Origin of the sequence: Mesorhizobium sp. M0626 (genome assembly GCF_040320665.1) — a bacterium.
Lineage (GTDB): Bacteria > Pseudomonadota > Alphaproteobacteria > Rhizobiales > Rhizobiaceae > Mesorhizobium.
Genome location: NZ_JAMYQD010000009.1, coordinates 181,028 through 202,462, shown reverse-complemented (window position 1 = coordinate 202,462; position 21,435 = coordinate 181,028). Strand labels below are relative to the sequence as shown.

The 21,435-nt window shown below is 64.0% G+C and carries 21 protein-coding genes and 1 pseudogene; 18 read left to right on the top strand and 4 right to left on the bottom strand.

Going from position 1 to position 21,435, the window contains the following annotated elements:
• From NKI37_RS13575 to NKI37_RS13540, 8 genes and pseudogenes are all read left to right on the top strand, one after another.
• Complete coding sequence (locus NKI37_RS13575) at window positions 1–783, top strand: ATP-binding cassette domain-containing protein (protein WP_027049093.1); 783 nt, start codon at window positions 1–3, stop codon at window positions 781–783.
• Window positions 784–896: 113 nt separating this feature from the next.
• A complete protein-coding gene (iolG, locus tag NKI37_RS13570; protein WP_352638885.1) occupies window positions 897–1,892 on the top strand; it encodes an inositol 2-dehydrogenase in 996 nt (331 codons plus the stop codon).
• A 30-nt stretch (window positions 1,893–1,922) separates the two neighbouring features.
• On the top strand, window positions 1,923–2,717 hold the full coding sequence (locus tag NKI37_RS13565; protein WP_023728857.1) for an SDR family oxidoreductase: 795 nt from the start codon (window positions 1,923–1,925) through the stop codon (window positions 2,715–2,717).
• Between the two features lie 72 nt (window positions 2,718–2,789).
• Window positions 2,790–3,053, top strand: a complete 264-nt coding sequence (locus tag NKI37_RS13560; RefSeq protein ID WP_023702090.1) for a type II toxin-antitoxin system Phd/YefM family antitoxin — start codon at window positions 2,790–2,792, stop codon at window positions 3,051–3,053.
• Window positions 3,050–3,470, top strand: a pseudogene (locus NKI37_RS13555) (type II toxin-antitoxin system VapC family toxin). Before NKI37_RS13560 ends, NKI37_RS13555 begins: the two are co-directional and overlap by 4 nt.
• 472 nt (window positions 3,471–3,942) lie before the next feature.
• Complete coding sequence (locus NKI37_RS13550; RefSeq protein WP_023695981.1) at window positions 3,943–5,034, top strand: 3-deoxy-7-phosphoheptulonate synthase; 1,092 nt, start codon at window positions 3,943–3,945, stop codon at window positions 5,032–5,034.
• A gap of 75 nt (window positions 5,035–5,109) precedes the next feature.
• A complete protein-coding gene (locus NKI37_RS13545; RefSeq protein WP_023672338.1) occupies window positions 5,110–5,469 on the top strand; it encodes an ArsR/SmtB family transcription factor in 360 nt (119 codons plus the stop codon).
• Window positions 5,447–5,962 carry an SRPBCC domain-containing protein gene (locus NKI37_RS13540; protein ID WP_023702091.1) on the top strand — a complete coding sequence of 172 codons (516 nt, stop codon included), beginning with the start codon at window positions 5,447–5,449 and terminating at the stop codon, window positions 5,960–5,962. The genes NKI37_RS13545 and NKI37_RS13540 overlap by 23 nt, the downstream gene beginning before the upstream one ends.
• Window positions 5,963–6,077: 115 nt before the next feature.
• Here NKI37_RS13540 and NKI37_RS13535 read toward each other — a convergent pair whose 3' ends face one another.
• Window positions 6,078–6,713: a LysE family translocator gene (locus tag NKI37_RS13535; RefSeq protein WP_023672340.1), complete on the bottom strand. Its 636-nt coding sequence runs from the start codon at window positions 6,711–6,713 to the stop codon at window positions 6,078–6,080.
• Between the two features lie 127 nt (window positions 6,714–6,840).
• Here NKI37_RS13535 and NKI37_RS13530 point away from each other — a divergent pair, with 127 nt between their 5' ends.
• The gene (locus tag NKI37_RS13530; protein WP_352443581.1) at window positions 6,841–7,539 is read left to right on the top strand and encodes a helix-turn-helix transcriptional regulator; all 699 of its coding nucleotides are present in this window, start codon (window positions 6,841–6,843) and stop codon (window positions 7,537–7,539) included.
• Window positions 7,540–7,550: 11 nt separating this feature from the next.
• Here the strand turns inward: NKI37_RS13530 and NKI37_RS13525 are convergent, their stop codons facing one another.
• Window positions 7,551–8,660 (bottom strand): Gfo/Idh/MocA family protein, encoded by a 1,110-nt coding sequence (locus NKI37_RS13525; protein WP_023814498.1) that lies wholly within the window; start codon window positions 8,658–8,660, stop codon window positions 7,551–7,553.
• A gap of 317 nt (window positions 8,661–8,977) precedes the next feature.
• Between NKI37_RS13525 and NKI37_RS13520 the strand changes: the two genes are divergently transcribed.
• From NKI37_RS13520 to phnN, 9 genes are all read left to right on the top strand, one after another.
• Window positions 8,978–9,823, top strand: coding sequence for a MurR/RpiR family transcriptional regulator (locus NKI37_RS13520; RefSeq protein ID WP_023823976.1), 846 nt, complete (start codon window positions 8,978–8,980; stop codon window positions 9,821–9,823).
• Window positions 9,824–9,976: 153 nt separating this feature from the next.
• Window positions 9,977–11,911 (top strand): bifunctional 5-dehydro-2-deoxygluconokinase/5-dehydro-2-deoxyphosphogluconate aldolase, encoded by a 1,935-nt coding sequence (locus NKI37_RS13515; protein WP_352789299.1) that lies wholly within the window; start codon window positions 9,977–9,979, stop codon window positions 11,909–11,911.
• A gap of 33 nt (window positions 11,912–11,944) precedes the next feature.
• A complete protein-coding gene (gene iolD, locus NKI37_RS13510) occupies window positions 11,945–13,795 on the top strand; it encodes a 3D-(3,5/4)-trihydroxycyclohexane-1,2-dione acylhydrolase (decyclizing) (RefSeq protein ID WP_352789297.1) in 1,851 nt (616 codons plus the stop codon).
• 144 nt (window positions 13,796–13,939) lie between these two features.
• The gene (gene iolE, locus NKI37_RS13505; RefSeq protein ID WP_352789294.1) at window positions 13,940–14,857 is read left to right on the top strand and encodes a myo-inosose-2 dehydratase; all 918 of its coding nucleotides are present in this window, start codon (window positions 13,940–13,942) and stop codon (window positions 14,855–14,857) included.
• Between the two features lie 9 nt (window positions 14,858–14,866).
• Complete coding sequence (locus NKI37_RS13500) at window positions 14,867–15,115, top strand: hypothetical protein (protein ID WP_023672345.1); 249 nt, start codon at window positions 14,867–14,869, stop codon at window positions 15,113–15,115.
• A 181-nt stretch (window positions 15,116–15,296) separates the two neighbouring features.
• Window positions 15,297–16,109 (top strand): 5-deoxy-glucuronate isomerase, encoded by an 813-nt coding sequence (gene iolB / locus NKI37_RS13495; RefSeq protein WP_023684054.1) that lies wholly within the window; start codon window positions 15,297–15,299, stop codon window positions 16,107–16,109.
• A gap of 154 nt (window positions 16,110–16,263) precedes the next feature.
• Complete coding sequence (locus NKI37_RS13490) at window positions 16,264–16,971, top strand: DUF1045 domain-containing protein (RefSeq protein WP_352794466.1); 708 nt, start codon at window positions 16,264–16,266, stop codon at window positions 16,969–16,971.
• Window positions 16,972–17,005: 34 nt separating this feature from the next.
• Window positions 17,006–18,160, top strand: coding sequence for an alpha-D-ribose 1-methylphosphonate 5-triphosphate diphosphatase (locus tag NKI37_RS13485; RefSeq protein ID WP_023752312.1), 1,155 nt, complete (start codon window positions 17,006–17,008; stop codon window positions 18,158–18,160).
• Complete coding sequence (phnN, locus tag NKI37_RS13480; RefSeq protein ID WP_023752311.1) at window positions 18,157–18,786, top strand: phosphonate metabolism protein/1,5-bisphosphokinase (PRPP-forming) PhnN; 630 nt, start codon at window positions 18,157–18,159, stop codon at window positions 18,784–18,786. The genes NKI37_RS13485 and phnN overlap by 4 nt, the downstream gene beginning before the upstream one ends.
• A 2-nt stretch (window positions 18,787–18,788) precedes the next feature.
• Here phnN and NKI37_RS13475 read toward each other — a convergent pair whose 3' ends face one another.
• The gene (locus tag NKI37_RS13475; RefSeq protein WP_023684050.1) at window positions 18,789–19,775 is read right to left on the bottom strand and encodes an ABC transporter permease; all 987 of its coding nucleotides are present in this window, start codon (window positions 19,773–19,775) and stop codon (window positions 18,789–18,791) included.
• A 44-nt stretch (window positions 19,776–19,819) separates the two neighbouring features.
• Complete coding sequence (locus NKI37_RS13470) at window positions 19,820–21,358, bottom strand: sugar ABC transporter ATP-binding protein (RefSeq protein WP_023752310.1); 1,539 nt, start codon at window positions 21,356–21,358, stop codon at window positions 19,820–19,822.
• Window positions 21,359–21,435 lie beyond the last annotated feature (77 nt).

The window sequence follows — 21,435 nt, the reverse complement described above, 5'->3', positions numbered from 1 at the left end:
ATGCCAGATATCTCCACGACAGACATCGTCCTGAAGACCGAAAACCTGACCAAACGCTATGGCGGCGTCCATGCGCTGGAAGGCGCGAATTTCGAGCTGCGCAAGGGCGAGCATGTCGCCATCATGGGCGACAATGGCGCCGGCAAATCCACCTTCGTGCGCCAGATCACCGCCGTCGAGCAGCGCACCAGCGGCCAGATCTGGTTCGACGGCAGGGAAGTGAATTTTGCCGGGCCGATCGAAGCGCGCACGGCGGGCATCGAGACCGTGTTCCAGAATCTGGCGCTGGCCGACGATCTCGACGTGCCGTCGAACCTGTTCCTCGGCCGCGAAAAGGTGCTGTTCAATCTCGGGCCGTTCTCGATCCTCGACCGCAAATACATGCGCAAGGCGACCGAGGCGGCGCTGATCCGCACGGCAGTGAAAATCCCCAACCTCTCCAACACCATCCGCCACATGTCGGGCGGCCAGCGCCAGTGCGTTGCCATCGCCCGGACGGCGACCTTCGCCTCCAAGCTGATCATCATGGACGAGCCGACGGCAGCCCTTGGCGTGCAGGAGACCGCGCAGGTCGAAAACATCATCCGCACGCTGAAGGACAATGGCGAACCGCTGATCCTGATCAGCCACAACATGCGCCAGGTGTTCGACCTATGCGACCGCATCGTCGTCTTCCGGCGCGGCCGCATCGTCGCCAACCTGCGCAAGGAAAACACCGACGGCAACGACATCGTCTCCTACATCACCGGCGCCAAGACCGGGGAGGCGGAACTCGCGGCCTGAACAGGATGGTCATCCTGTTTTCTGGCGTGCTCGAAAAATTATCTTGCCACCTTTCTCAAAAGGAAGGTGGAGACACAACTCTCTCGAACCCATCCCCCTAGAGGAAATACCCCATGACTGTTCGTTTCGCCCTCCTCGGTGCCGGCCGCATCGGCAAGGTCCATGCCCGCGCCGTCGGCTCCAACCCGCAGGCCAGACTGGTGGCCGTTGCCGACGCTTTTGAAAAGGCGGCGACCGAGTTGGCAACCGCCTATGGCGCCGAAGTGCGCACCATCGACGCGATCGAGAAGGCCAAGGACGTCGACGCCGTGGTCATCTGCACGCCGACCGACACCCATGCCGATCTGATCGAGCGTTTCGCCAAGGCCGGCAAGGCGATCTTCTGCGAGAAGCCGATCGACCTCGACGTCAAGCGCGTCGAGAAATGCCTGGCCGTGGTCGACAAGGCCAAGGCGACGCTGATGGTCGGTTTCAACCGCCGCTTCGATCCGCACTTCGCCGCCGTGCGCAAGGCGATCGACGACGGCGCCATCGGCAAGGTCGAGATGGTCACCATCACCTCGCGCGATCCAGGTGCGCCGCCCGTCGACTACATCAAGCGCTCGGGCGGCATCTTTCGCGACATGACAATCCACGATTTCGACATGGCGCGCTTCCTGCTCGGCGAAGAGGTGGTCGCGGTCAGCGCCCATGCCTCGGTTCTGGTCGACGAGAAGATCGGCGAAGCGGGCGATTTCGACTCTGTCAGCGTCATCCTCGAAACCGCGTCCGGCAAGCAGGCCGTCATCTCCAATTCGCGCCGCGCCACCTATGGCTACGACCAACGCATAGAGGTGCATGGTTCCAAGGGCATGGTCGCCGCCGAAAACCAGCGGCCGGTGTCGATAGAGGTCGCCAACGAGAAGGGCTATACCCGCCCGCCGCTGCACGATTTCTTCATGACCCGCTATCTCGACGCCTACGCCATCGAGATCGCCGCCTTCATCGCCGCCGCGACGTCGGGCAAAAAGGCATCGCCGAGCGGCGCCGACGGCCTCGTTGCGCTGAAACTGGCCGATGCCGCGCTGAAGTCGGCGACATCGGGCAAGACCGTCCGCCTCGACAAGTAAGAACCGGAACCAGGGCACAGGAGCAGAGCGATGAGCACATCCGCCGATCGCAATTCGAACACGCGCGCCATCGTCACCGGCGGTGCGCAAGGCATCGGCTTTGCCGTCGCCGAAGCGCTGGCCGACGAGGGCTGCAAGGCGCTGGCGCTCATCGGCCGCTCGCAGGAGAAGGGCGACAAGGCGGTCGCCCACTTCAAGAAGGCCGGCGTCGATGCGATCTTCATCAGCGCCGACGTCTCGAAAGTGGCCGACTGCAAGCGTGCGGTGGCAACCGCGATCTCGCATTTCGGCACCATCAACGCGCTGGTCAACGCCGCCGCCACGTCCGCGCGTGGTTCACTTGTCGAAACTTCGGAAGAGGTGTTCGACCAGATTTTCCAGACCAACGTGCGCGGCCCGTTCTTCCTGATGCAGGGCGTGGTGGCGCATCTGCTGGACAAGAAGGCGCCGGGCTCGATCGTCAACGTGCTCTCTATGTCGGCGCATTGCGGCCAGTCGTTCCTGGCGCCCTATTCATCGAGCAAGGGTGCACTGGCGACACTGACCAAGAACGTCGCCAACGCCTATCGCTCCAACCGCATCCGCTGCAACGCCGTTCTGCCGGGCTGGATGGACACCGAGGGCGAGGACATCGTGCAGAAGAAATGGCACGGCGCCTCCGACGACTGGCTGGCAAAGGCAGAGGCCGGCCAGCCGATGGGCCAACTGGTCAAGCCCGACCAACTGGCGCGGCTGATCAGCTACATGGCCAGCCCGCAATCCGGCGTCATGACCGGCTCGCTGGTCGACTATGACCAGAACGTCGCGGGGACCTCGCCGGAGTAGCTTCAAACCCTGTTGCAGCAACATCGCCATTCCCAGATAGTCATGATAGTCATGATAGTCGCGAGGGATGCGATGCTAACGTCATCCAAAGGCACCAACTGGACGGTTGCCGGGGCAAAAGCCCGGCTCTCCGAGGTCATCGAGCGCGCGCAGTCCTCGCCGCAGACGATCACCAAGAACGGCAAACCAAGCGTGGTTGTCGTCTCGGCCGAGGAATGGCAGCGCAAGATCGCACGCAAGGGTACGCTTGCCGAGTTCCTGCTGGACTCGCCGCTGCGCGGCGCCGATCTCGACCTTGAACGTCAGCGCGACGAACCGCGTGACCTGCCGCGGTGAGACTGCTGCTCGACACGAATGTCCTGTCCGAGGTGACGAGGCCAGCGCCTGTCGCACGTGTCCTGGGCTGGCTGGACGAGCTTGATGAGGACCGCTCCTTCATCAGCGTAGTGTCGACGCCGAGATCCGGCGCGGCGTCTCTCTGATGGATGAGGGCCGCAAACGCGAGGCGCTGGCCGAATGGCTCGCCCGGGACCTGCCCCAGCGCTTCGAATAGCGGGTTTTGCCGGTGGACGATGCGGTTGCCGTGGCCTGGGGCGACCTGATGGGTTTTGGCAAGCGCCGCGGTCGTGGTCTATCGTCGATGGACGGCCTGATCGCAGCCACTGCGATTGCGCACGAGCTCACCTTGGCAACGCGCAATACGAACATTTCGAAGGCTTTGGGCTTGAACTCTTCGATCCCTGGACCGCATGAGCCGCTCCGCGTTATACGTGTTGGCGATTGGCGAACCGCCGGCACTTCGTCATCCACGGGCGGAGCAAGGAGCGTGGCGACGCAGCGCAGACCCGAGGATCCATGCCGCGACTTCAGAGCGCTGCTACGGTCCAGAATTCTGCTCCGCCGCACTCCACGGCCCAGGTCACGGAATGGATCCCAGGGTCTCCGCGACGGAGCTTCGCTCCTGCTCCGCCCAGGGATGACGAAATCGCGAGGATTCGGCCCATCCCGAATTGTCTCCGCATACCCCACGTGACAAGCGCCTCCGCATCGACTATATGAGCCTCATGATCAACCTGACCGCCTCGTATTGGTACTTTAGCAGCTCGCTGGCGGCGGGAGGATTGCGCTCGATCTGAAGATTGCAGCAACAAGTCCGAACAGCCGCCAGACCTGGCGGCTTTTTTGTATCAGCCGGCAGGTCTCCTAAAAACAGGAGCAGAAAGCCGTGTTGACCACCACAGACGATCTTCGGGTCAAGGAAATCCGAGAATTGAGTACGCCGGACGAGGTGATGCGGGAGATCCCGCGCACGCTGACGGCAACGCGCACCGTGAGCGCATCACGCAACGCCACCCATGCCATCTTGAACGGCACCGACGACCGGCTGCTTGTCATCGTTGGCCCGTGTTCGATCCACGACCCGGTCGCGGCCGTTGACTATGCCAGCCGGCTAGTGGCGCTGCGCGAGACCCTGTCCGACCGGTTGGAGATCGTCATGCGGGTCTATTTCGAAAAGCCGCGCACGACTGTCGGCTGGAAGGGCCTTATCAACGATCCCGATCTCGACGGCAGCTTCAACATCGACAAGGGGCTGCGGATGGCGCGCAACGTGCTGTCGGCGGTCAACAATCTCGGCCTGCCCTCGGCCACCGAATTTCTCGACATGACGACGCCGCAATACATTGCCGACCTCGTCGCCTGGGGCGCCATCGGCGCGCGCACCACCGAGAGCCAGATCCACCGCGAACTGGCTTCCGGCCTGTCCTGCCCGGTCGGCTTCAAGAACGGCACCGACGGCAATCTCAGGATCGCCGCCGAGGCGGTGAAATCCGCCGCCCAGCCGCATCATTTCATGGCGGTGACCAAGGGCGGACGCAGCGGCATTGCGACTACTACCGGCAATGAGGACTGCCACGTCATCCTGCGCGGCGGCGTTCAGCCGAATTACGATGCGGCGAGCGTCGAGGCGGCCTCGGTCGAACTTGCCCGCATCGGCGTCGCCCCCCGTCTGATGATCGATGTCAGCCACGCCAACTCGAGCAAGAAGCCGGAGAACCAGCCGAAGGTGGCGGCCGATGTCGCCGGCCAGGTGGCAGCAGGGGACGAGCGTATCATCGGCGTCATGATCGAGAGCAATCTCGTCGCCGGCCGGCAGGACGTGGTATCAGGCAAGCCGCTCGTCTATGGCCAGAGCATCACGGATGGCTGCATCGACTGGGCGACCACAGAGACGGTGCTGCACGGCCTCGCCGGCGCCGTAGAATGGCGCCGCTCAGCCCGCCGCGCCATGATGGAGAACCGGCCGGGCGCCGCCTGATACGAGGCGATGCGCGGGAAGGACGCTGCGGCTCCCCTTGCACCCCGGCAACCGGTCTGCTAAATACTGAACCATATGGTTCAGTATACCGACTTGGATTCCTCGTTCGCCGCGCTCTCGGACGCCACCCGGCGTGGCGTTCTGGAGCAGCTCGGACGCGCAGACGCTTCGATCACCGAGCTTGCCGGAAAGTTCCACATGACCCTCACGGGCATGAAGAAGCACGTCGGCGTCCTGGAGCAGGCGGGGCTCGTCACCACGCAGAAGGTTGGCCGCGTGCGGACCTGCAAGCTCGGCCTGCGCGGACTGGAGGAAGAGGCGGCCTGGATCGAGCGGCACCGCCTGCTCTGGGACGCACGCTTCAACGAGTTGGACAAGGTTGTCGAGGAATTGAAACGGAAGGAGAAAGCCGATGCGCCAAAGAACCGAGAGTGAGCCCACGAACAGCCGCACCACGGTCGAACGGAAGTCCGAGCGCGAGCTGGTCGTCACGCGAACAGTCAACGGTCCGGCGCGCATCGTGTTCGAGGCGTGGACCAAGCCCGAGCTGTTCAAGCAGTGGTGGGTGCCGAAGTCGATGGGCATGTTCCTGCGTTCCTGCGAGATGGATGCTCGTACCGGAGGCACGTACCGCCTGGTGTTCGGCCACGACGCCTCGGACCTTCACGAATTCTTCGGCAGGTATATCGAAGTGACACCCCACTCACGCCTCGTCTGGACCAATGACGAAGGTGGTGACGGTGGACCCGTCACCACGCTGACCTTCGAGGAAAAGGGTGGCAAGACGCTGCTGGTCATGCACGAACTCTATCCCTCGAAGGAGGCTCTCGACGCGGCCGGTACCGGGGCGGCGGATGCGATGGGCGAGACGTTCGAGCAATTGGACGAGCTTCTCGTCGTCTTGGGCGAGGGCGTGAGGCGGTCATGACGTCATCGGTCTCGCGGACGGGGTAGCTGCCGCCCTCGACGACGAAAAGACCGGGACAGTGATCCGCAAGCGCCGCGCCGAGGCGAAGAAACGCGGCGTCATCGCTTGATCGGGATCACGCTGCCCTCAACCCTTCCCATGCCGTAAACACCGAGACCGCAAACAGCAGCAGTCCGGCCGCCCGGCCCGCAAAAGCGGTCGCCCGCGGATTGGCCACCAGCAGATTGCGGCTGCGGCCGGCGGTGATGGCGAGCCCGCCATAGATGGCGGCCTGCGTCAGCATCGTCAGCAAGCCCATGACCGTCGCCTGCATCCAGATCGGGCCGTAATCCGGCTTCAGGAACTGCGGATAGACGGCAAATATGAAGAGATAGGCCTTCGGGTTGATCAGGCAGGTCACCAGTCCCTGGCGAAAGGCCTTCCAGGCCGTACGGCTGCCGGCGGGCCCGTCATGGCCGACGGTGATGGAACTGCGCATCAGCGAGATGCCGATGAAGGCCATGTAGGCGGCGCCGGCTATCAGCAGCGGCTTGTACAGGATTGGTACGAAATGCATCAGCAGGCCGACGCCGATGGCGCCGTTCAGCGTGTGCACGATGCCGCCGACCATGATGCCGCCCGTGGCGGCGAGGCCCCGGTCGCGGCCGCCGGTGAGCGCATTGGCCAGCACGAACAGCATGTCCATGCCGGGCACGATGATGATGCCGGACAGCAGGATAAAGAACAGCCAGAGATTTTCCGCGTAACTCATGTCAGTTGCTTGTCGCTTCCTGCTGGGGTGCCGTTAAGGAATTTGTTGATTTTCAAGCTGATAGGCAGTCCAATAAATCACCCCAACTGACGGGGATGTGTCAGTAGCGTTTCATCAGGGAGAGGAAATGCGCAAGGCGTCGCGCCTGTTCGAGATCATCCAGATCCTGCGGCTGGCGCGGCAGCCGGTGACGGCGGCGATGATCGCCGGGCAGCTGGAAGTCACGGTGCGTTCGATCTATCGCGACATCGCCGCACTGCAGGCGATGCGCGTGCCGATCGAAGGCGGGCGTGGCATCGGCTATATATTGCGGCCCGGCTTCGACCTGCCACCGCTGATGTTCTCAATCGAGGAGATGGAGGCGATCGTCCTGTCGCTCGCCCTGCTGGAGCGCACGGGAGACAGCGAACTCAAGCAGGCGGCCAAGCGCGTCAGCGCCAAGATCGCCGGCGCCGTGCCGCCGCCACTACGCCAGGCGTTCGACGCCAACGCACTGCATGTCTGGGGGTTCGCTGCACCGGCAATCGGCACCATCGATCTGGCGCTTGTGCGCCGCGCCATCCGCGACGAGGAAAAGCTCGACCTGTCCTATCGCGACGAAATCGGCCGCGCCTCCGAGCGGCTGATCCGTCCAATCGCGCTGATCTACTATTCAGAAACCGCCAACATCGTCGCCTGGTGCGAATTGCGCCAGGCGATCCGCAATTTCCGCAGCGACCGCATCGCCGATTGCCGAGCGACCGGGCTGCGCTTCAAAGGCGAAGGCGATCGCCTGCGCCAGGTCTGGGTCAGTGGCTGGGAGGCGAACGCTGTCGCTGGCGGCTGAAGCGAGCGGGTTTACCGCACATCCACCCAGCGCTTTTCCTCGAACGACCTCGCCATCGCGTGCACGGTGCGCTCGATCTCCAGCCCTTCGGCAAATTCGATGACCCGTGCCGGCTTGCCGGCAAGCCGCGTCAGCAATTCGTGGCACTCGATGATCTTGAGGTCGTTGAAACCGAGCCCATGGCCCGGCGCCGGGAGGAAGGCGTCGTAAGGCTTGTGGTGCGGCGCCACCAATATGGTGCGGTAGCCCTGTTCGGTCGGGCGATCGGCGGTGACGTAGAGCTGGATTTCGTTCATCCGCTCCTGGTCGAACAGGATCGATCCCTTGGAGCCGAAAATCTGTATGGCGATGCGGCCCTTGCGGCCCCAGGCCGAGCGGTTGACCAGCAGCGTGCCGGCAATGCCGTTTTCCAGATGCATCAAAACGCTGGCGATGTCGTAGGTCTCCACCGCACGGCGGCCGCCGCCGGCCAGCTTGCGGTCGGCATAGGGCTTGGCCATGTCGCAGATGACTTTTGCGACGCGGCCGAACAGTGTCGAGACCAGCGACAGCGGATGCACGGCGAAATCGTCGAGCGCGCCATAGCCGGATGCGGCCTCATGCTTCCAGAAGAACAGCGCTTCGGGGTCGGCCATGAAGTCCTCGTCCATCTCGATGCGCAGATGGTTGACCTCGCCGATGATCTTTTCCTCGAGCAGCGCGCCGATGTGGCGGATGGCCGGGCTCTGTATGTAGTTGTAGCCAAGCGCTGCGACCTTGCCGGACTTCTTCGCCGCGGCCGCCATCGCCGCTGCTTCGGCAAAGCTCGGCGCCATCGGCTTCTCGCACCACAGATGCTTGCCGGCTTCGAGAATAGCGATGGCCATCTCCGGATGGAACTGATTGGGCGTGGTCAGCGAGACGATATCGACCTCGGGGTCGTTGACGACGGCACGCCAGTCGCCCGACGCCTTGGCGAAGCCGAACTCACCGGCCTTGCGCTTGGCCAGCTCCTCGTTGACCTCGCCGAGATGGACCAGCTTCGGCTTGGCGACATCGGGAAAGACGGCGCCGACGGCGCTCCACGCAATGGCGTGGCATTTGCCCATGAAACCCGTGCCGATAAGACCAACGCCGACCATTTCTTTCTCCCAATAACTGAAGCGATCGATGGATGAATTAGTCCATTTCTTCTCCGAATGGAATGTCTGCCTCATTTTTTATGGCCTTCTTGCGCAGGCTCGCTATGATGGGGCAGAGAGGACGTCACTTGAGTTAAAGAGAGCATGATGTCGTCCGAAAACCGCTGCACACTTTTCGGCATCATGCTCTAATGCATGTCGCCCAGAAGTGTGCCGCGGTTCTGGGACAACGGCATGCATCAAAACAAAGACTTAAAGCGCATCGCACGAATCCGTTTCACCGCGACGCGCTTTAAGTGAGCTTGGACGGGGCGACGATGGACGAACGGGTACCTCGCGACTTCGAGACGCTGCGCGCCACGATCCTCGATCGCCGTGAAACCTTGCCCAAGCGCATCGCCCAGATCGCCGCCTATGCGCTCGACAATCCCGATGACATCGCCTTCGGCACCGCCGCCAGCATCGCCGCTTCGGCGGGCGTGCAGCCGTCCACCTTGATCCGCTTTGCCCAGCAACTAGGCTTTGACGGCTTCACCAGCCTGCAGCAGGTGTTTCGCGAGCGGCTGCGCGAGCGCAATTCCTCTTATGACGAACGCCTGCAGGCGCTGCGCGCCAAGGCCGATGCGGGTGCTGGACACCGAGCCATCTTCGACGGCTTCGTCGCCGCCGCCAGCACTTCGCTCAACGATATTTCGCGAACGCTGGACGAGGCGCATCTGGAAGACGCGATCTCGCTGCTGGCCAAGGCCGAGACCATCTATGTCCTGGCCAAGCGCCGCTCCTACCCGGTGGCGAGCTACATTGCCTATGCCTTGGGCAAGCTGAAGATCCGCAACCAGCTGATCGAATCCGCCGCCGGCCTCAATGCCGAGATGGTCGCCTTCGCCACCCCGGCGGACGCCGTCATTGCCATCAGTTTCTCGCCCTATGCGCCGGCCACCATCGAGGAGGCCCGCACCATTTCCGAACAGGGCGTGCCGATCATCGCCATCACCGACAGTTCGTTTTCGCCACTAGCGCAGTTCGCCAAGGTCTGGTTCGAGGTTGCCGAGGCCGATTTTGCCGGCTTCCGCTCGCTGTCGGCCACCATGGCGCTGGCCATGGCGCTCACCGTCGGCGTCGGCGAGAAGCGGCGCAGCACGGGCAAGAAGCGCAAAGCCTAGGCCGGCGCCGGGCGCTCGAATTCCCGGAAGGAATGCTCATTCCATATTGACTATAGATTGGAATTATTATTTCATATTCCCGGCGCCACGCTGCCGCTCGCGCGTGTCCCCCAACTACGTTGCTCAAGACAACAAGACCGACGGGAGGTTCCAATGAGCGAAGCCATGGACGCCAAACAGGCGACGCTCGATGTCATCACCATCGGTCGCGCTTCCGTCGACCTTTACGGCCAGCAGATCGGCTCGCGACTGGAGGACATCGGCTCCTTTGCCAAATCGGTCGGCGGCTGCCCGGCCAATATCTCCGTCGGTACGGCCAGGCTCGGCCTGCGCTCGGCGCTGCTCACCCGCGTCGGTGACGAGCAGATGGGCCGCTTCATCCGCGAACAGCTCAGCCGCGAAGGCGTCAATGTCGACGGGCTGAAGACCGACAAGGAACGGCTGACGGCTCTGGTGCTGCTTTCGGTCGAGAGCGAAGGCGTCTCGCCGATGATCTTTTATCGCAGCGACTGCGCCGACATGGCGCTCGCCGAAGAAGATATCGATGAAGCCTTCATCGCCTCGGCCCGTTCCATCGTCGTCACCGGCACGCATTTTTCCCGACCCAACAGCGACGCCGCCCAGCGCAAGGCGATCCGCATCATCAAGGCCAGGGGCGGCAAGGTGGTGTTCGACATCGACTACCGCCCCAACCTCTGGGGGCTCGCCGGCCATGCCGAGGGTTTTGAGCGCTATGTCAAATCCGACCGCGTCTCGGCCCAGCTGAAGACGGTGCTGCCCGATTGCGACCTCATCGTCGGCACCGAGGAAGAGATCATGATCGCCTCGGGCGCCGACGATTGCCTGAGCGCGCTGAAGACGATCCGCGCGCTGTCCAAGGCAACCATCGTACTGAAGCGCGGCGCCATGGGCTGCATCGTCTATGACGGGCCGATCAGCGACGATCTGGAAGACGGTATCGTCGGCAAGGGCTTTCCGATCGAGATCTATAATGTGCTGGGCGCGGGCGATGCCTTCATGTCCGGTTTCCTGCGCGGCTGGCTGGGTGGCGAAGATCATGCGACAGCGGCGACCTGGGCCAATGCCTGCGGCGCCTTCGCCGTGTCGCGGCTGCTCTGCGCGCCGGAATATCCGACCTTCGAGGAATTGCAGTTCTTCCTCAAGAACGGCAGCAAGCATCTCGCTCTGCGCAAGGACGAGGCGATCAACCACATCCATTGGGCGACGACCCGCCGCCGCGATATCCCCTCGATGATGGCGCTCGCCTGCGACCACCGTGTGCAGCTCGAGGACGTCGCGGCAAAGACCGGCGCCGATCCGGCGCGCATCCGCGATTTCAAGGTGCTGGCGGTCAAGGCCGCGGCGAAAGTCGCCGCCGGCCGCGACGGCTATGGCATGCTGATCGACGAGAAGCACGGTCGCGAGGCGATGTTCGAGTTCGCCCGCCACCCCTTTGCCTGGCTCGGCCGTCCCGTCGAACTGCCGGGCTCCCGGCCGCTGCGCTTCGAGTTCTCGCAGGACATCGGCTCGCAACTGGTGGAATGGCCGGTCGACCACTGCATCAAATGCCTGTGCTTCTATCACCCCGACGATCCGGCAGCGCTCAAGGAAGAGCAGCAGCAGAAGCTGCGCTCGCTGTTCGAAGCCGCGCGGAAGGTCGGCCGGGAGCTTCTGGTCGAGATCATCGCCGGCAAGCACGGCAAGCTCGATGACACGACGATCCCGCGCGCCCTGGAAGAACTCTATGCGCTTGGCATCAAGCCGGACTGGTGGAAGCTCGAACCGCAGGCGTCGGCCGGCGCCTGGGCCAAGATCGAAGCGGTGATCCTGAAGCATGATCCGTGGTGCCGCGGCGTCGTGCTGCTGGGTCTCGAAGCGCCGCAGGACGAACTGGAAGCGGCCTTTGCCGCCACCGCCAAGGCGCCGATCGTCAAGGGCTTTGCCGTCGGCCGCACCATCTTCGTCCACGCCGCGGAACAATGGCTGGCCGGCAAGATGACGGATGACGAGGCTATCGCCGACATGGCCGCGCGCTTCGAACAGTTGACCGAAGCGTGGCTTGCCGCGCGTGGCCGTAAAGCAGCATAAAGGCGCGGCAAGAGGACTGCGGAGGAAAACACCATGAGCAAGACAATCCGCCTGACGATGGCGCAGGCGCTGACCCGCTTTCTCAGCAAGCAGATGACCGAGATCGACGGCAGACGAGTGCCCATCTTCGGCGGTGTCTGGGCGATCTTCGGTCACGGCAATGTCGCCGGCATCGGCGAGGCGCTGTACCAGCTGCGCGACGAATTGCCGACCTTCCGCGCCCACAATGAGCAGGCGATGGCGCATGCGGCGATCGCCTATGGCAAGGCCAATTTCCGCCGCCGCTTCATGGCCGCGACCTCTTCGATCGGCCCCGGTGCGCTCAACATGGTGACGGCGGCGGCGCTCGCCCACGTAAACAGGTTGCCCGTCCTGTTTTTGCCGGGCGATGTCTTCGCCAACCGCATCCCCGATCCGGTGCTGCAGCAGGCCGAGGACTTTTCCGACGGCACCGCGACGGTCAATGACTGCTTCCGTCCGGTGTCGCGCTATTTCGACCGCATCACCCGTCCCGAGCAGATCATCCCGGCATTGGCGCGGACCATGCAGGTGCTGACCGATCCCGCGGAATGCGGCCCGGTGACGCTGTCGCTCTGCCAGGACGTGCAGGCCGAGGCCTATGACTATCCCGAGAGCTTTTTCGCCGAGCGCGTCTGGCACCAGCGCCGGCCGCGTCCGGACCGGAACGAGCTTGCCGCTGCGGTTGCGGCGCTGAAGGGCGCGAAGAAGCCGCTGATCATCGCCGGCGGCGGCGTGCTGTATTCGCAGGCTTCGGATGAACTGGCGAAATTCGCCGAGAGCGCCGGCATTCCGGTCTGCGAGACGCAGGGCGGCAAGTCCTCGCTGCCCGACACGCATCCGCTCAACATGGCGGCGGTCGGCGTTACCGGCACCTCGGCCGCCAACCGGCTGGCCGAGGAAGCCGATGTCGTGCTCGCCATCGGCACGCGCCTGCAGGATTTCACCACCGGCTCGTGGGCGCTGTTCAAGAATTTCGGCAAGACCATTATCGGGCTCAACGTCCAGCCTTTCGACGCCGGCAAGCACCGCGCGCTGCCGCTGGTCGCCGATGCGGCCGAAGGGCTCGCCGAACTCGGTGCTGCGCTGGGGAACTGGAAAGCACCGGCGACATGGACCGACAATGCGACCCAAGGCAAGAAGGCTTGGCAGGCCGAAGCCTCCAAGGTGACGGCGTCGACCAACGCCGCCTTCCCGTCGGACGCGCAGGTGATCGGCGCCGTGCAGCGCGCGCTGGGGTCCGGCGTGACCTTGCTGAACGCGTCGGGCGGCCTGCCGGGCGAGTTGCACAAGCTCTGGCAGGCAGGCGCGCCCGGCTCGTACCATGGCGAATATGGTTTCTCGACCATGGGCTACGAGATTGCCGGCGGGCTCGGCGCCAAGATGGCCAAGCCCGACCAGGAAATCGTCGTCATGGTCGGCGACGGCTCCTACCTCATGATGAATTCCGAAATCGCCACGTCGGTGATGCTTGGCCTGAAGCTGACCATCGTGGTGCTCGACAACAGGGGTTATGGCTGCATCAACCGGCTGCAGATGGCCACCGGCGGCGCCAACTTCAACAACCTCTTGAAGGACGCGCGCCACGAGATCCTGCCCGACATCGACTTCGCCGCGCATGCGGCCAGCATGGGCGCTATTGCCGAGAAGGTGCCGTCGATCACCGGCCTGGAGACCGCGCTGCAAAAGTCGAAAACCAACGACCGCACCACCGTGCTGGTCATCGACACCGACCCGCTGATTTCCACCGATGCCGGCGGCCATTGGTGGGATGTCGCGGTGCCGGAAGTCTCCGCACGGCCGCAGGTCAACGCAGCCCGCAAGGCCTATGACGAAAAGCGGCAGATGCAGACTATTGGCGATTGATGCTAAGTCAGCGCTGCCCCTACCTCCCCCTTGTTGGGAGGTCGGACCGAAGGTCCGGGTGGGGGTCTGGCGCCGCACCCCACCCGCTGCTTCGCAGCGACCCTCCCCACAACGGGAGGGTGAACAAGAAACCGGAGCTAAAACTTGAAAGCCAAACTGGGCATGTCCCCCATTGCGTGGTGGAACGATGATCTTGCCGACCTCAGCGACGACGTCTCGCTGGAAGAGTGCCTGCGCCAGTCGCGCTCTGCCGGCTTCACCGGCATGGAAATGGGCCGGCGTTTTCCAAACGACCCCGAAATCATGCTGCCGATCCTGAAGCAGGCCGACGTGACGCTGTGCGGCGGCTGGTTCTCCGGCACGCTGGTCGATGAGGACATGGGCAAGAACAGGGATCGCATCCAGCCGATGATCGACCTGTTCAAGGCAGTGAATGCGCCTTGCATCGTCTATGGCGAGGTCGGCCGCTCGATCCAGGGTGATCGCTCCAGGCCTCTCGCCACCAAGCCGAAATTGTCGAACGACGAGATGAGGGCCTATGCCAGGCGCCTCACCGAGTTCGGCGAATGGTGCGCCGAGCAAGGCATGCCGCTGTCCTATCACCATCACATGGCGGCGGTGGTCGAGACCGAGCCGGAGCTCGATGCCTTCATGCGCCATTCCGGCGAAGGCATTCCGTTGCTGCTCGATGCAGGGCATCTCGCCTTTGCCGGTGGCGACGTGCTGCGCGCCATCGACAACCACCACAAGCGCATCAGCCATGTCCATGTGAAGGATGTGCGCATGGGCGTGATCGACGGGCTCGACCGCACAAAGCAGTCCTTTCTCGACGCCGTGGCGCTCGGTGCCTTCACGGTGCCTGGCGACGGTTCGCTCGATTTCGGCGCCATCGTGCAGCGCTTCGCCGACCATGGCTATGAAGGCTGGTTCGTCGTCGAGGCCGAGCAGGACCCGAAAAAGAACCCGCCGCTGAAGATGGCCCACGTGGGTTACAAGGAGCTGATGCGGGTGATGACGGCGGCCGGCTACACGGTCGAGACGCAAGGCTTTCCCAATGCGTAAGCCGGTCCGATGAAGGATTACGAGCACCCGTTCTTCCGGCCGCTGTGGCGGCGCGTTGCCGTCGTCGCCGTCTGCGTGATCTGGGCCGGAATAGAATTCGCCTCCGGCACCCCATTCTGGGGCATCATTGCGCTCGGCTTTGCCGCCTACGCGGTGTGGCAGTTCTTCTATCTTTACAAGCCGGTGGAGGAGAGCAAGGCTGCGCCTGATCGACCGAAGACCGGCGAAGCGAAGGCGGACGCCGAACCGAAGGAATGAAGCGGCCGTGGCTCGGAAGGGCTTGCGGGTCGGACACTCGACACCTGGCGTATCGCCTACGTCGGTGATTGGCCGGAACGTCCCTCGCTTCGTCATCCTAGGGTCTTCGCGACGGAGCTTCGCGCTAGGATGACGAAGTTGAGAGGCCGACCTCGAAGACTTGCGATAGGAGAGACAAAACATGTCGAAACTGCTCGTCAAAGCCGACAAGGGCCATGGCCGCGTCGCCTATGTCACGCCCAACAGCGCCGGATGGACCTATGTCGGCTTCGACCTGCACCGCCTGAAGCCGGGCGAGACCGCATCCGGCAAGACGCAGGATCGCGAAGTCTGCCTGGTGTTCGTCACCGGCAAGGGCACGGCAAGGGCCGGCGGCCAGGAACTCGGCCTGCTCGGCGAGCGCATGTCGCCCTTCGAGGGCAAGCCGTGGTCGGTCTATATTCCGGAGGGTTCGGACTGGTCGGTCACCGCCGACACCGATCTCGAACTCGCGGTCTGCTCGGCGCCGGGCCTGGGCGGCGGCTTGCCCGTTCGCGTCATCGCACCCGACGACCTCGGCCAGGAGACTCGGGGCAAAGGCACCAACACGCGCTACGTCACCAACATATTGCCCGAGGGCAAGCCCGCCGACTCGCTGCTGGTGGTCGAGGTCATCACGCCCGGTGGCCACACATCGAGCTACCCGCCGCACAAGCACGATCAGGACAACCTGCCGGCCGAATCCTATCTTGAGGAAACCTACTACCACCGCCTCAACCCGCCGCAGGGTTTTGCCTTCCAGCGCGTCTACACCGACGCCGACAAGACCGGCGCCCGCGAGCTGGACGAAGCCATGGCGATCGAGGACGGCGATGTTGTGCTGGTGCCCAAGGGCTATCACCCCTGCGCCGCCTGCCACGGCTACGACCTCTATTACCTTAACGTCATGGCCGGGCCGAAGCGGACGTGGAAGTTCCACAACGCGCCCGAGCACGAATGGCTCATGAAGGCCTGATCGGCCTTCGCTTGCGCCAGAAGCTGTTGGTCCAGCAGCGAAAAATCGTCGGCTAACGATCCACGGGGTCGATTTGCCTTCGAAAACCCGCATAAGCTTCGTCAATCCGTCATGGAAATCACCTATGGCAGCGGGCTGACGAGGATTTTTTTCGATGCGCTACGCCATCTATTTCACCCCGAGGCAGGACGAACCGCTGGCGCGGCTCGCCGCCAACTGGCTGGGCCGCGACCCCTTTGGCGCCGCCACCAGGCCGGTCGAGGCGGTGGGCGAGCTGTCGGCGGCCGAAGTCGCCTTTCACACCGCATCGGCGCGGCGCTACGGTTTCCATGCGACGCTGAAAGCGCCCTTCCGGTTGGCCGCCAACGAAACCGAAAGCTCGCTGCGCGCGGCGCTGGACGCCTTTGCCGAAGCAACGCCGACGGTCACCATCCCGCGCCTGGTCGTCAGCCAGATCGATGGTTTCTTCGCTTTGGTGCCGGAAGGCCCGCTGCCGCCGCTCCACCGTTTCGCCGACGATGTCGTGCTTAGCTTCGACCGTTTTCGCGCGCCGCTCACCGAGGCCGAGATCGAGCGGCGCAGCCCGGATTCGCTGAAGCCGGCCGAGTTCCGCAATCTCTGCCAGTGGGGCTATCCCTATGTGTTTGAGACCTTTCGCTTCCACATGACACTGTCCGGCCGGGCCGGGCCGCAGGAAAGCCAACGTCTGCGCGCGGCAATTGACAGCCTGTTCGCCGATGTGCTGCAGCAGCCGGTGCTGGTGGATGCGCTGACGCTGTTCGTCGAAACCGAACCGGGCGCTCCGTTCATGGTGCTTTCGCATCATGCGCTCGTCCGCCGCGCTGCCCGAAAAACCGCCTGACCGCAATTCGTCCGAGTAAGCAAGGACTGCCTGAATGACCGCCGAAACTGTTCTCCACAACGCCCGCATCGTGCTTGCCGACGAGATCGTCGAAGGGTCGCTCGTGCTGCGCGACGGTTTTATCTCCGGCGTCGACGCCGGCACCGGCCACACCGGCGGGAGCATGGGCGGCGAGGACATGGGCGGCGACTACATCATTCCCGGCCTGGTCGAGCTGCACACTGACCATCTCGAAGGCCACTATGCGCCGCGCCCGAAAGTGCGCTGGAACCCGATCGCCGCCGTCCTTGCCCATGACGCGCAGGTGGCCACCGCCGGCATCACCACCGTGCTCGACGCTTTGCGTGTCGGCATGGACGAGGACGCGGATATTACCTCCGACGACATCCGCAAGCTCGCCGGCGCGATCGAGGACAGCGTCGCGAAAGACCGGTTGCGGGCCGACCATTTCCTGCACCTGCGCTGCGAGGTCTCGGCGCCGGATTGCTTGCGGGCTTTCGCCAATTTCGATGGCGACGAGCGGGTCAAGCTGGCCTCGCTGATGGACCATGCGCCGGGACAGCGTCAGTTCGTCAATCTCGAGACCTACGCCCATTACTATCAGCGCAAGCTGAAATTGACCGATCGCGACTTCCAATTGTTCTGCGAAAAGCGGATGTCGGAATCGGCGAAGAATTCGGGACCGAACCGGGTGGCGATATCAGCCGCCTGCAACGAGCGGGGCATTGTGCTGGCGAGCCATGACGACGCCACATCAGGCCATGTCAACGAGGCGATCGAGCAGGGCGTGCGCGTCGCGGAATTCCCGACCACGCTGGAAGCCGCCAAGGCCTCGAAGGATGCCGGGCTCGGCGTACTGATGGGCGCGCCCAACGTCATGCGCGGCTCCTCGCATTCGGGCAATGTCTCGGCCCGCACGCTGGCCGGCGACGGCCTGCTCGACATACTGTCGTCCGACTACATTCCCTTCAGCCTGATCCAGTCGGCCTTCTTCCTCGGCGACGTCGTCGAGGGCATTTCCCTGCCGCAGGCGGTTGCGATGGTGTCGAAGAATCCGGCCGAGGCGATCGGCCTCAACGACCGCGGCGTCATCGAACAGGGCCGCCGCGCCGATCTGGTGCGTGTGCGCGTCGACGACCATGTGCCGGTCGTGCGCACTGTCTGGCGCCAAGGGCGCCGGGTCGCCTGATGGTCTCGGCGTCGATCGAGCGCGAACTCAGCAGCGAGGCCTTTCCGCTCCGCAACGGCGTGTTTGTCGCCGTCGTCGGCCCGAGCGGCGCCGGCAAGGACACGGTAATCGGCTATGCCCGCACCTTGTTTGCCGACGAGACGAGGCTGGAGTTCGTCCGCCGGGTCATCACCAGGCCGAGCGATGCGGCAAGCGAGGATCACGACACGCTGGCTGACGCGGCCTTTGCCGAGGCCCAGGCCGACGGCGCTTTCGCCATTTCCTGGGAGGCGCACGGCCTGCGCTACGGCATTCCGGCCGATGTCGACTGGTCCATCGCCAATGGCCATGTCGCGGTGGCCAATGTCTCGCGCGCAGTCATCCCGGTGCTGCGGGAGCGCTATGCCAATCTGGCTGTCGTCGAGATCACCGCCTCGCCGGAAATCCTCGCCGTGCGTCTCGCCCAGCGCGGCCGCGAATCGCGCGGCGAAGTGCTGGCTCGGCTCGCCCGCAGCGCCAATATCGCTTTGTCCGGCTCCGGCGTCACCTCGATCGACAATGGCGGCCGGCGCGAAGCCGCCGGAGAACGCTTCGCCGAGGTGCTGCGCAAGGCGATGGCCTTCTCGGATATATCCGGCGTGATGTAGCGCTACTCGGCCGCGACAGTCTTGCGGCTGGCATCGAGCATCAGCCGCCTTGCGCGGAACACGCCCCATTGCTGGTCGACCAGCACGCCGATCAGGATCACGCCGCCCATCACCGCGAAGTTGAGCGAGGACGGGATGCCGAGCAGATTGACCAGGTTCTGCAACTCCTGCAGCAGCACGGTGCCCAGGATGACGCCGACCAGCGAGCCTTCGCCGCCGCGCAGCGAGAAGCCGCCGAGAACGGCGGCGGCAATGGCGTAGAGTTCGTAGAACTGGCCGTGGCTGGCCGGCGAGATCGAGCGCGTGTACATGGCGAAATAGATCGCCGACAGCGCCGTCAGCACGCCGCAGATGACATAGGCGGCCATGACGACACGGCCGGTGCGAATTCCTGAATATTTCGCCGCCTCTTCGTTCTTGCCGATGGCATAGAGGTAGCGTCCGAACACCGAGCGGTGCAGCACCACCCACATGACGATCGAAATGACGATCAGTGCGATGAAGCTGTTGGGCACGCCATAGCTGCGGCCCGCAGTGAGGAATTCGAGCTCGGGAAAATTCTGGCCGAAGGCGAAGCCGGCGGTGCCGTCGGCGGTATAGAAACGGGCGACCCCGCGATAGATCAAAAGGCCGCACAGCGTCACCACGAAGGGCTGCAATTTCAGCCTTGTGATCAGCCAGCCATGCGCCAGCCCGATGATGCCGCCCAGCACCAGGATCAGCGGCAGCGCCACCGGCCATGGCATGTCGCGCACGGCGATGAAATCGATGAACAGCGTGCCGAGCAGCGCCACCAGCGATCCCACCGACAATTCGATGCCGCCGGTGATGATGACGAAGGCCTGGCCGATGGCGAGGATCCCGAACAGGCCGATCAGGTTCGAGGTGTTGGCGAGGTTGATCGGTAAAAGGAAGCGCGGGTTGATGGCGGTCACCACGGCGCCGACCACCAGGATCAGGATCAGCAGGCCGAGATCTTTTTTGCTCATCGTCTTCTCCCCAATGCGCCGGACCGGCAATCGCCTGAAGCCCGCTAGTTTGCCGGCTTGCCGACCGCCAGCAACAGCACGTTTTCCTGGCTGAATTGTTCCTTGTCGAGAATGCCCGAGATCTGGCCCTCATGCATGACGGCGATGCGGTCGGACACGCCGATCACCTCTTCCATGTCGCTGGAGATCATCAGCACGGCGACGCCGGCATCGGCCAAGGCTCGCATCAGCCCGTAAATCTCGGCCTTGGCGCCGATATCGATGCCGCGCGTAGGCTCATCGAGGATCATCACCTTCGGGTTCATCGCCAGCCATTTGCCCAGCACCACCTTTTGCTGGTTGCCGCCCGACAGCGTACCGGTGCGCGTCTGCACCGACGGCGCTTTGATGCCGAGATTCGCCTTCTGCTTCTCTGCGGTGGCGGCCTCGGAGCTTGCCGACACCAGCTTACGCTTAGCATGCCCCGGCAGGTTGGGCAGCGAGATGTTCTGCGCGATCGACAGGTCAAGCAAAATGCCGGTCAGCTTGCGGTCTTCCGGGACGAGAAAAATGCCATGCGCGACCGCATCGGCCGCCGAACCCAGCACGAGCGGCTTGCCGTCGAGTTCGAGCCCACCGCCAAGCGTGCTGTCGATGCCGAAGAACACCCGCGCCAGTTCGGTGCGGCCGGAACCGACAAGACCGGCAAGGCCGAGGATTTCACCGCGCCTGATGTCGAGGTCGACCGGCCGGGCAGGGTAGGCGGGGGTGCGGATGGCTTTGGCCGAGAGAGCCGTGGCGCCCGGCGCCCGAGCCGCCTCGGAGGCCTTCTCGCGCTCCTTCAGCATGCGGCCGATCATCAGCTTGACCATCTGGTCGTGGTTGATGGCGCTCTTCGGCAAGGTGCCGGCCAGCATGCCGTCGCGCAGCACCACGACGCGGTCGGCGACGCGCTCGACCTCATGCAGCCGGTGCGAAATGAAGATGACGCTGATGCCATCGGCCTTCAGCGCCTTGATGACGTCGAGCAGCTTGTCGGTTTCGGCAAGCGGCAGGCTCGATGTCGGCTCGTCGAGGATGACCAGCCGGGCCTTGATCGACAGCGCCTTGGCGATCTCGACCATCTGCTGCTGGGCAAGCGACAGCGAGGCAACCGGCGTATCGGCGGAAAAGTTGGCGCCGACACGCTTCAGCAGCGGCGCCACCATTTCGCGCAGCTTGGCGCGGTCGACCAATCTCAGCGGCCCGCCGCGCAACGGCTCGCGGCCGAAGAAGATATTGGCGGCAACATCGAGGTTTTCGAACAGATTGAGTTCCTGGTGGACGAAGGCGATGCCCGACCCCAGGCTGCCTTCGACGGTGAGCCCGTCATGCGCAACGCCGTCGACGGTGATGGCGCCGCTGTCCGGCCTGGTGACGCCGCCGAGGATCTTCATCAAGGTCGACTTGCCGGCGCCGTTTTCGCCGACCAGGCCGATCACCTCGCCCGGCCTGACTTCCATGGAAAAGCCGTCCAGCGCCACCACGCCCGGATAGGTCTTGCGCACGTTCTCGAGGCCGAGGAACGGGGTGGTTGCGACGATGGATGGGTCGGAATAATTCATCACGCCATATTTGATCAGGCTTGCCAGCAGCCGGTGGGCTACAGACTGACGGGCCTTGGCCGGCCCGTCAACACGAT

What these genes read in the sequence shown, in the direction of transcription:
- NKI37_RS13530 (WP_352443581.1), top strand. Translation starts at nt 6,841, where the DNA reads ATGCGCAAGGCGTCGCGCCTGTTCGAGATCATCCAGATCCTGCGGCTG.
- iolD (WP_352789297.1), top strand. Translation starts at nt 11,945, where the DNA reads ATGAGCAAGACAATCCGCCTGACGATGGCGCAGGCGCTGACCCGCTTT.
- NKI37_RS13540 (WP_023702091.1), top strand. Translation starts at nt 5,447, where the DNA reads ATGCGCCAAAGAACCGAGAGTGAGCCCACGAACAGCCGCACCACGGTC.
- NKI37_RS13545 (WP_023672338.1), top strand. Translation starts at nt 5,110, where the DNA reads ATGGTTCAGTATACCGACTTGGATTCCTCGTTCGCCGCGCTCTCGGAC.
- NKI37_RS13575 (WP_027049093.1), top strand. Translation starts at nt 1, where the DNA reads ATGCCAGATATCTCCACGACAGACATCGTCCTGAAGACCGAAAACCTG.
- NKI37_RS13560 (WP_023702090.1), top strand. Translation starts at nt 2,790, where the DNA reads ATGCTAACGTCATCCAAAGGCACCAACTGGACGGTTGCCGGGGCAAAA.
- iolG (WP_352638885.1), top strand. Translation starts at nt 897, where the DNA reads ATGACTGTTCGTTTCGCCCTCCTCGGTGCCGGCCGCATCGGCAAGGTC.
- NKI37_RS13520 (WP_023823976.1), top strand. Translation starts at nt 8,978, where the DNA reads ATGGACGAACGGGTACCTCGCGACTTCGAGACGCTGCGCGCCACGATC.
- NKI37_RS13500 (WP_023672345.1), top strand. Translation starts at nt 14,867, where the DNA reads ATGAAGGATTACGAGCACCCGTTCTTCCGGCCGCTGTGGCGGCGCGTT.
- NKI37_RS13470 (WP_023752310.1), bottom strand. Translation starts at nt 21,358, where the DNA reads ATGAATTATTCCGACCCATCCATCGTCGCAACCACCCCGTTCCTCGGC.
- NKI37_RS13565 (WP_023728857.1), top strand. Translation starts at nt 1,923, where the DNA reads ATGAGCACATCCGCCGATCGCAATTCGAACACGCGCGCCATCGTCACC.
- NKI37_RS13490 (WP_352794466.1), top strand. Translation starts at nt 16,264, where the DNA reads ATGCGCTACGCCATCTATTTCACCCCGAGGCAGGACGAACCGCTGGCG.
- NKI37_RS13515 (WP_352789299.1), top strand. Translation starts at nt 9,977, where the DNA reads ATGAGCGAAGCCATGGACGCCAAACAGGCGACGCTCGATGTCATCACC.
- NKI37_RS13535 (WP_023672340.1), bottom strand. Translation starts at nt 6,713, where the DNA reads ATGAGTTACGCGGAAAATCTCTGGCTGTTCTTTATCCTGCTGTCCGGC.
- iolB (WP_023684054.1), top strand. Translation starts at nt 15,297, where the DNA reads ATGTCGAAACTGCTCGTCAAAGCCGACAAGGGCCATGGCCGCGTCGCC.
- NKI37_RS13485 (WP_023752312.1), top strand. Translation starts at nt 17,006, where the DNA reads ATGACCGCCGAAACTGTTCTCCACAACGCCCGCATCGTGCTTGCCGAC.
- NKI37_RS13525 (WP_023814498.1), bottom strand. Translation starts at nt 8,660, where the DNA reads ATGGTCGGCGTTGGTCTTATCGGCACGGGTTTCATGGGCAAATGCCAC.
- NKI37_RS13475 (WP_023684050.1), bottom strand. Translation starts at nt 19,775, where the DNA reads ATGAGCAAAAAAGATCTCGGCCTGCTGATCCTGATCCTGGTGGTCGGC.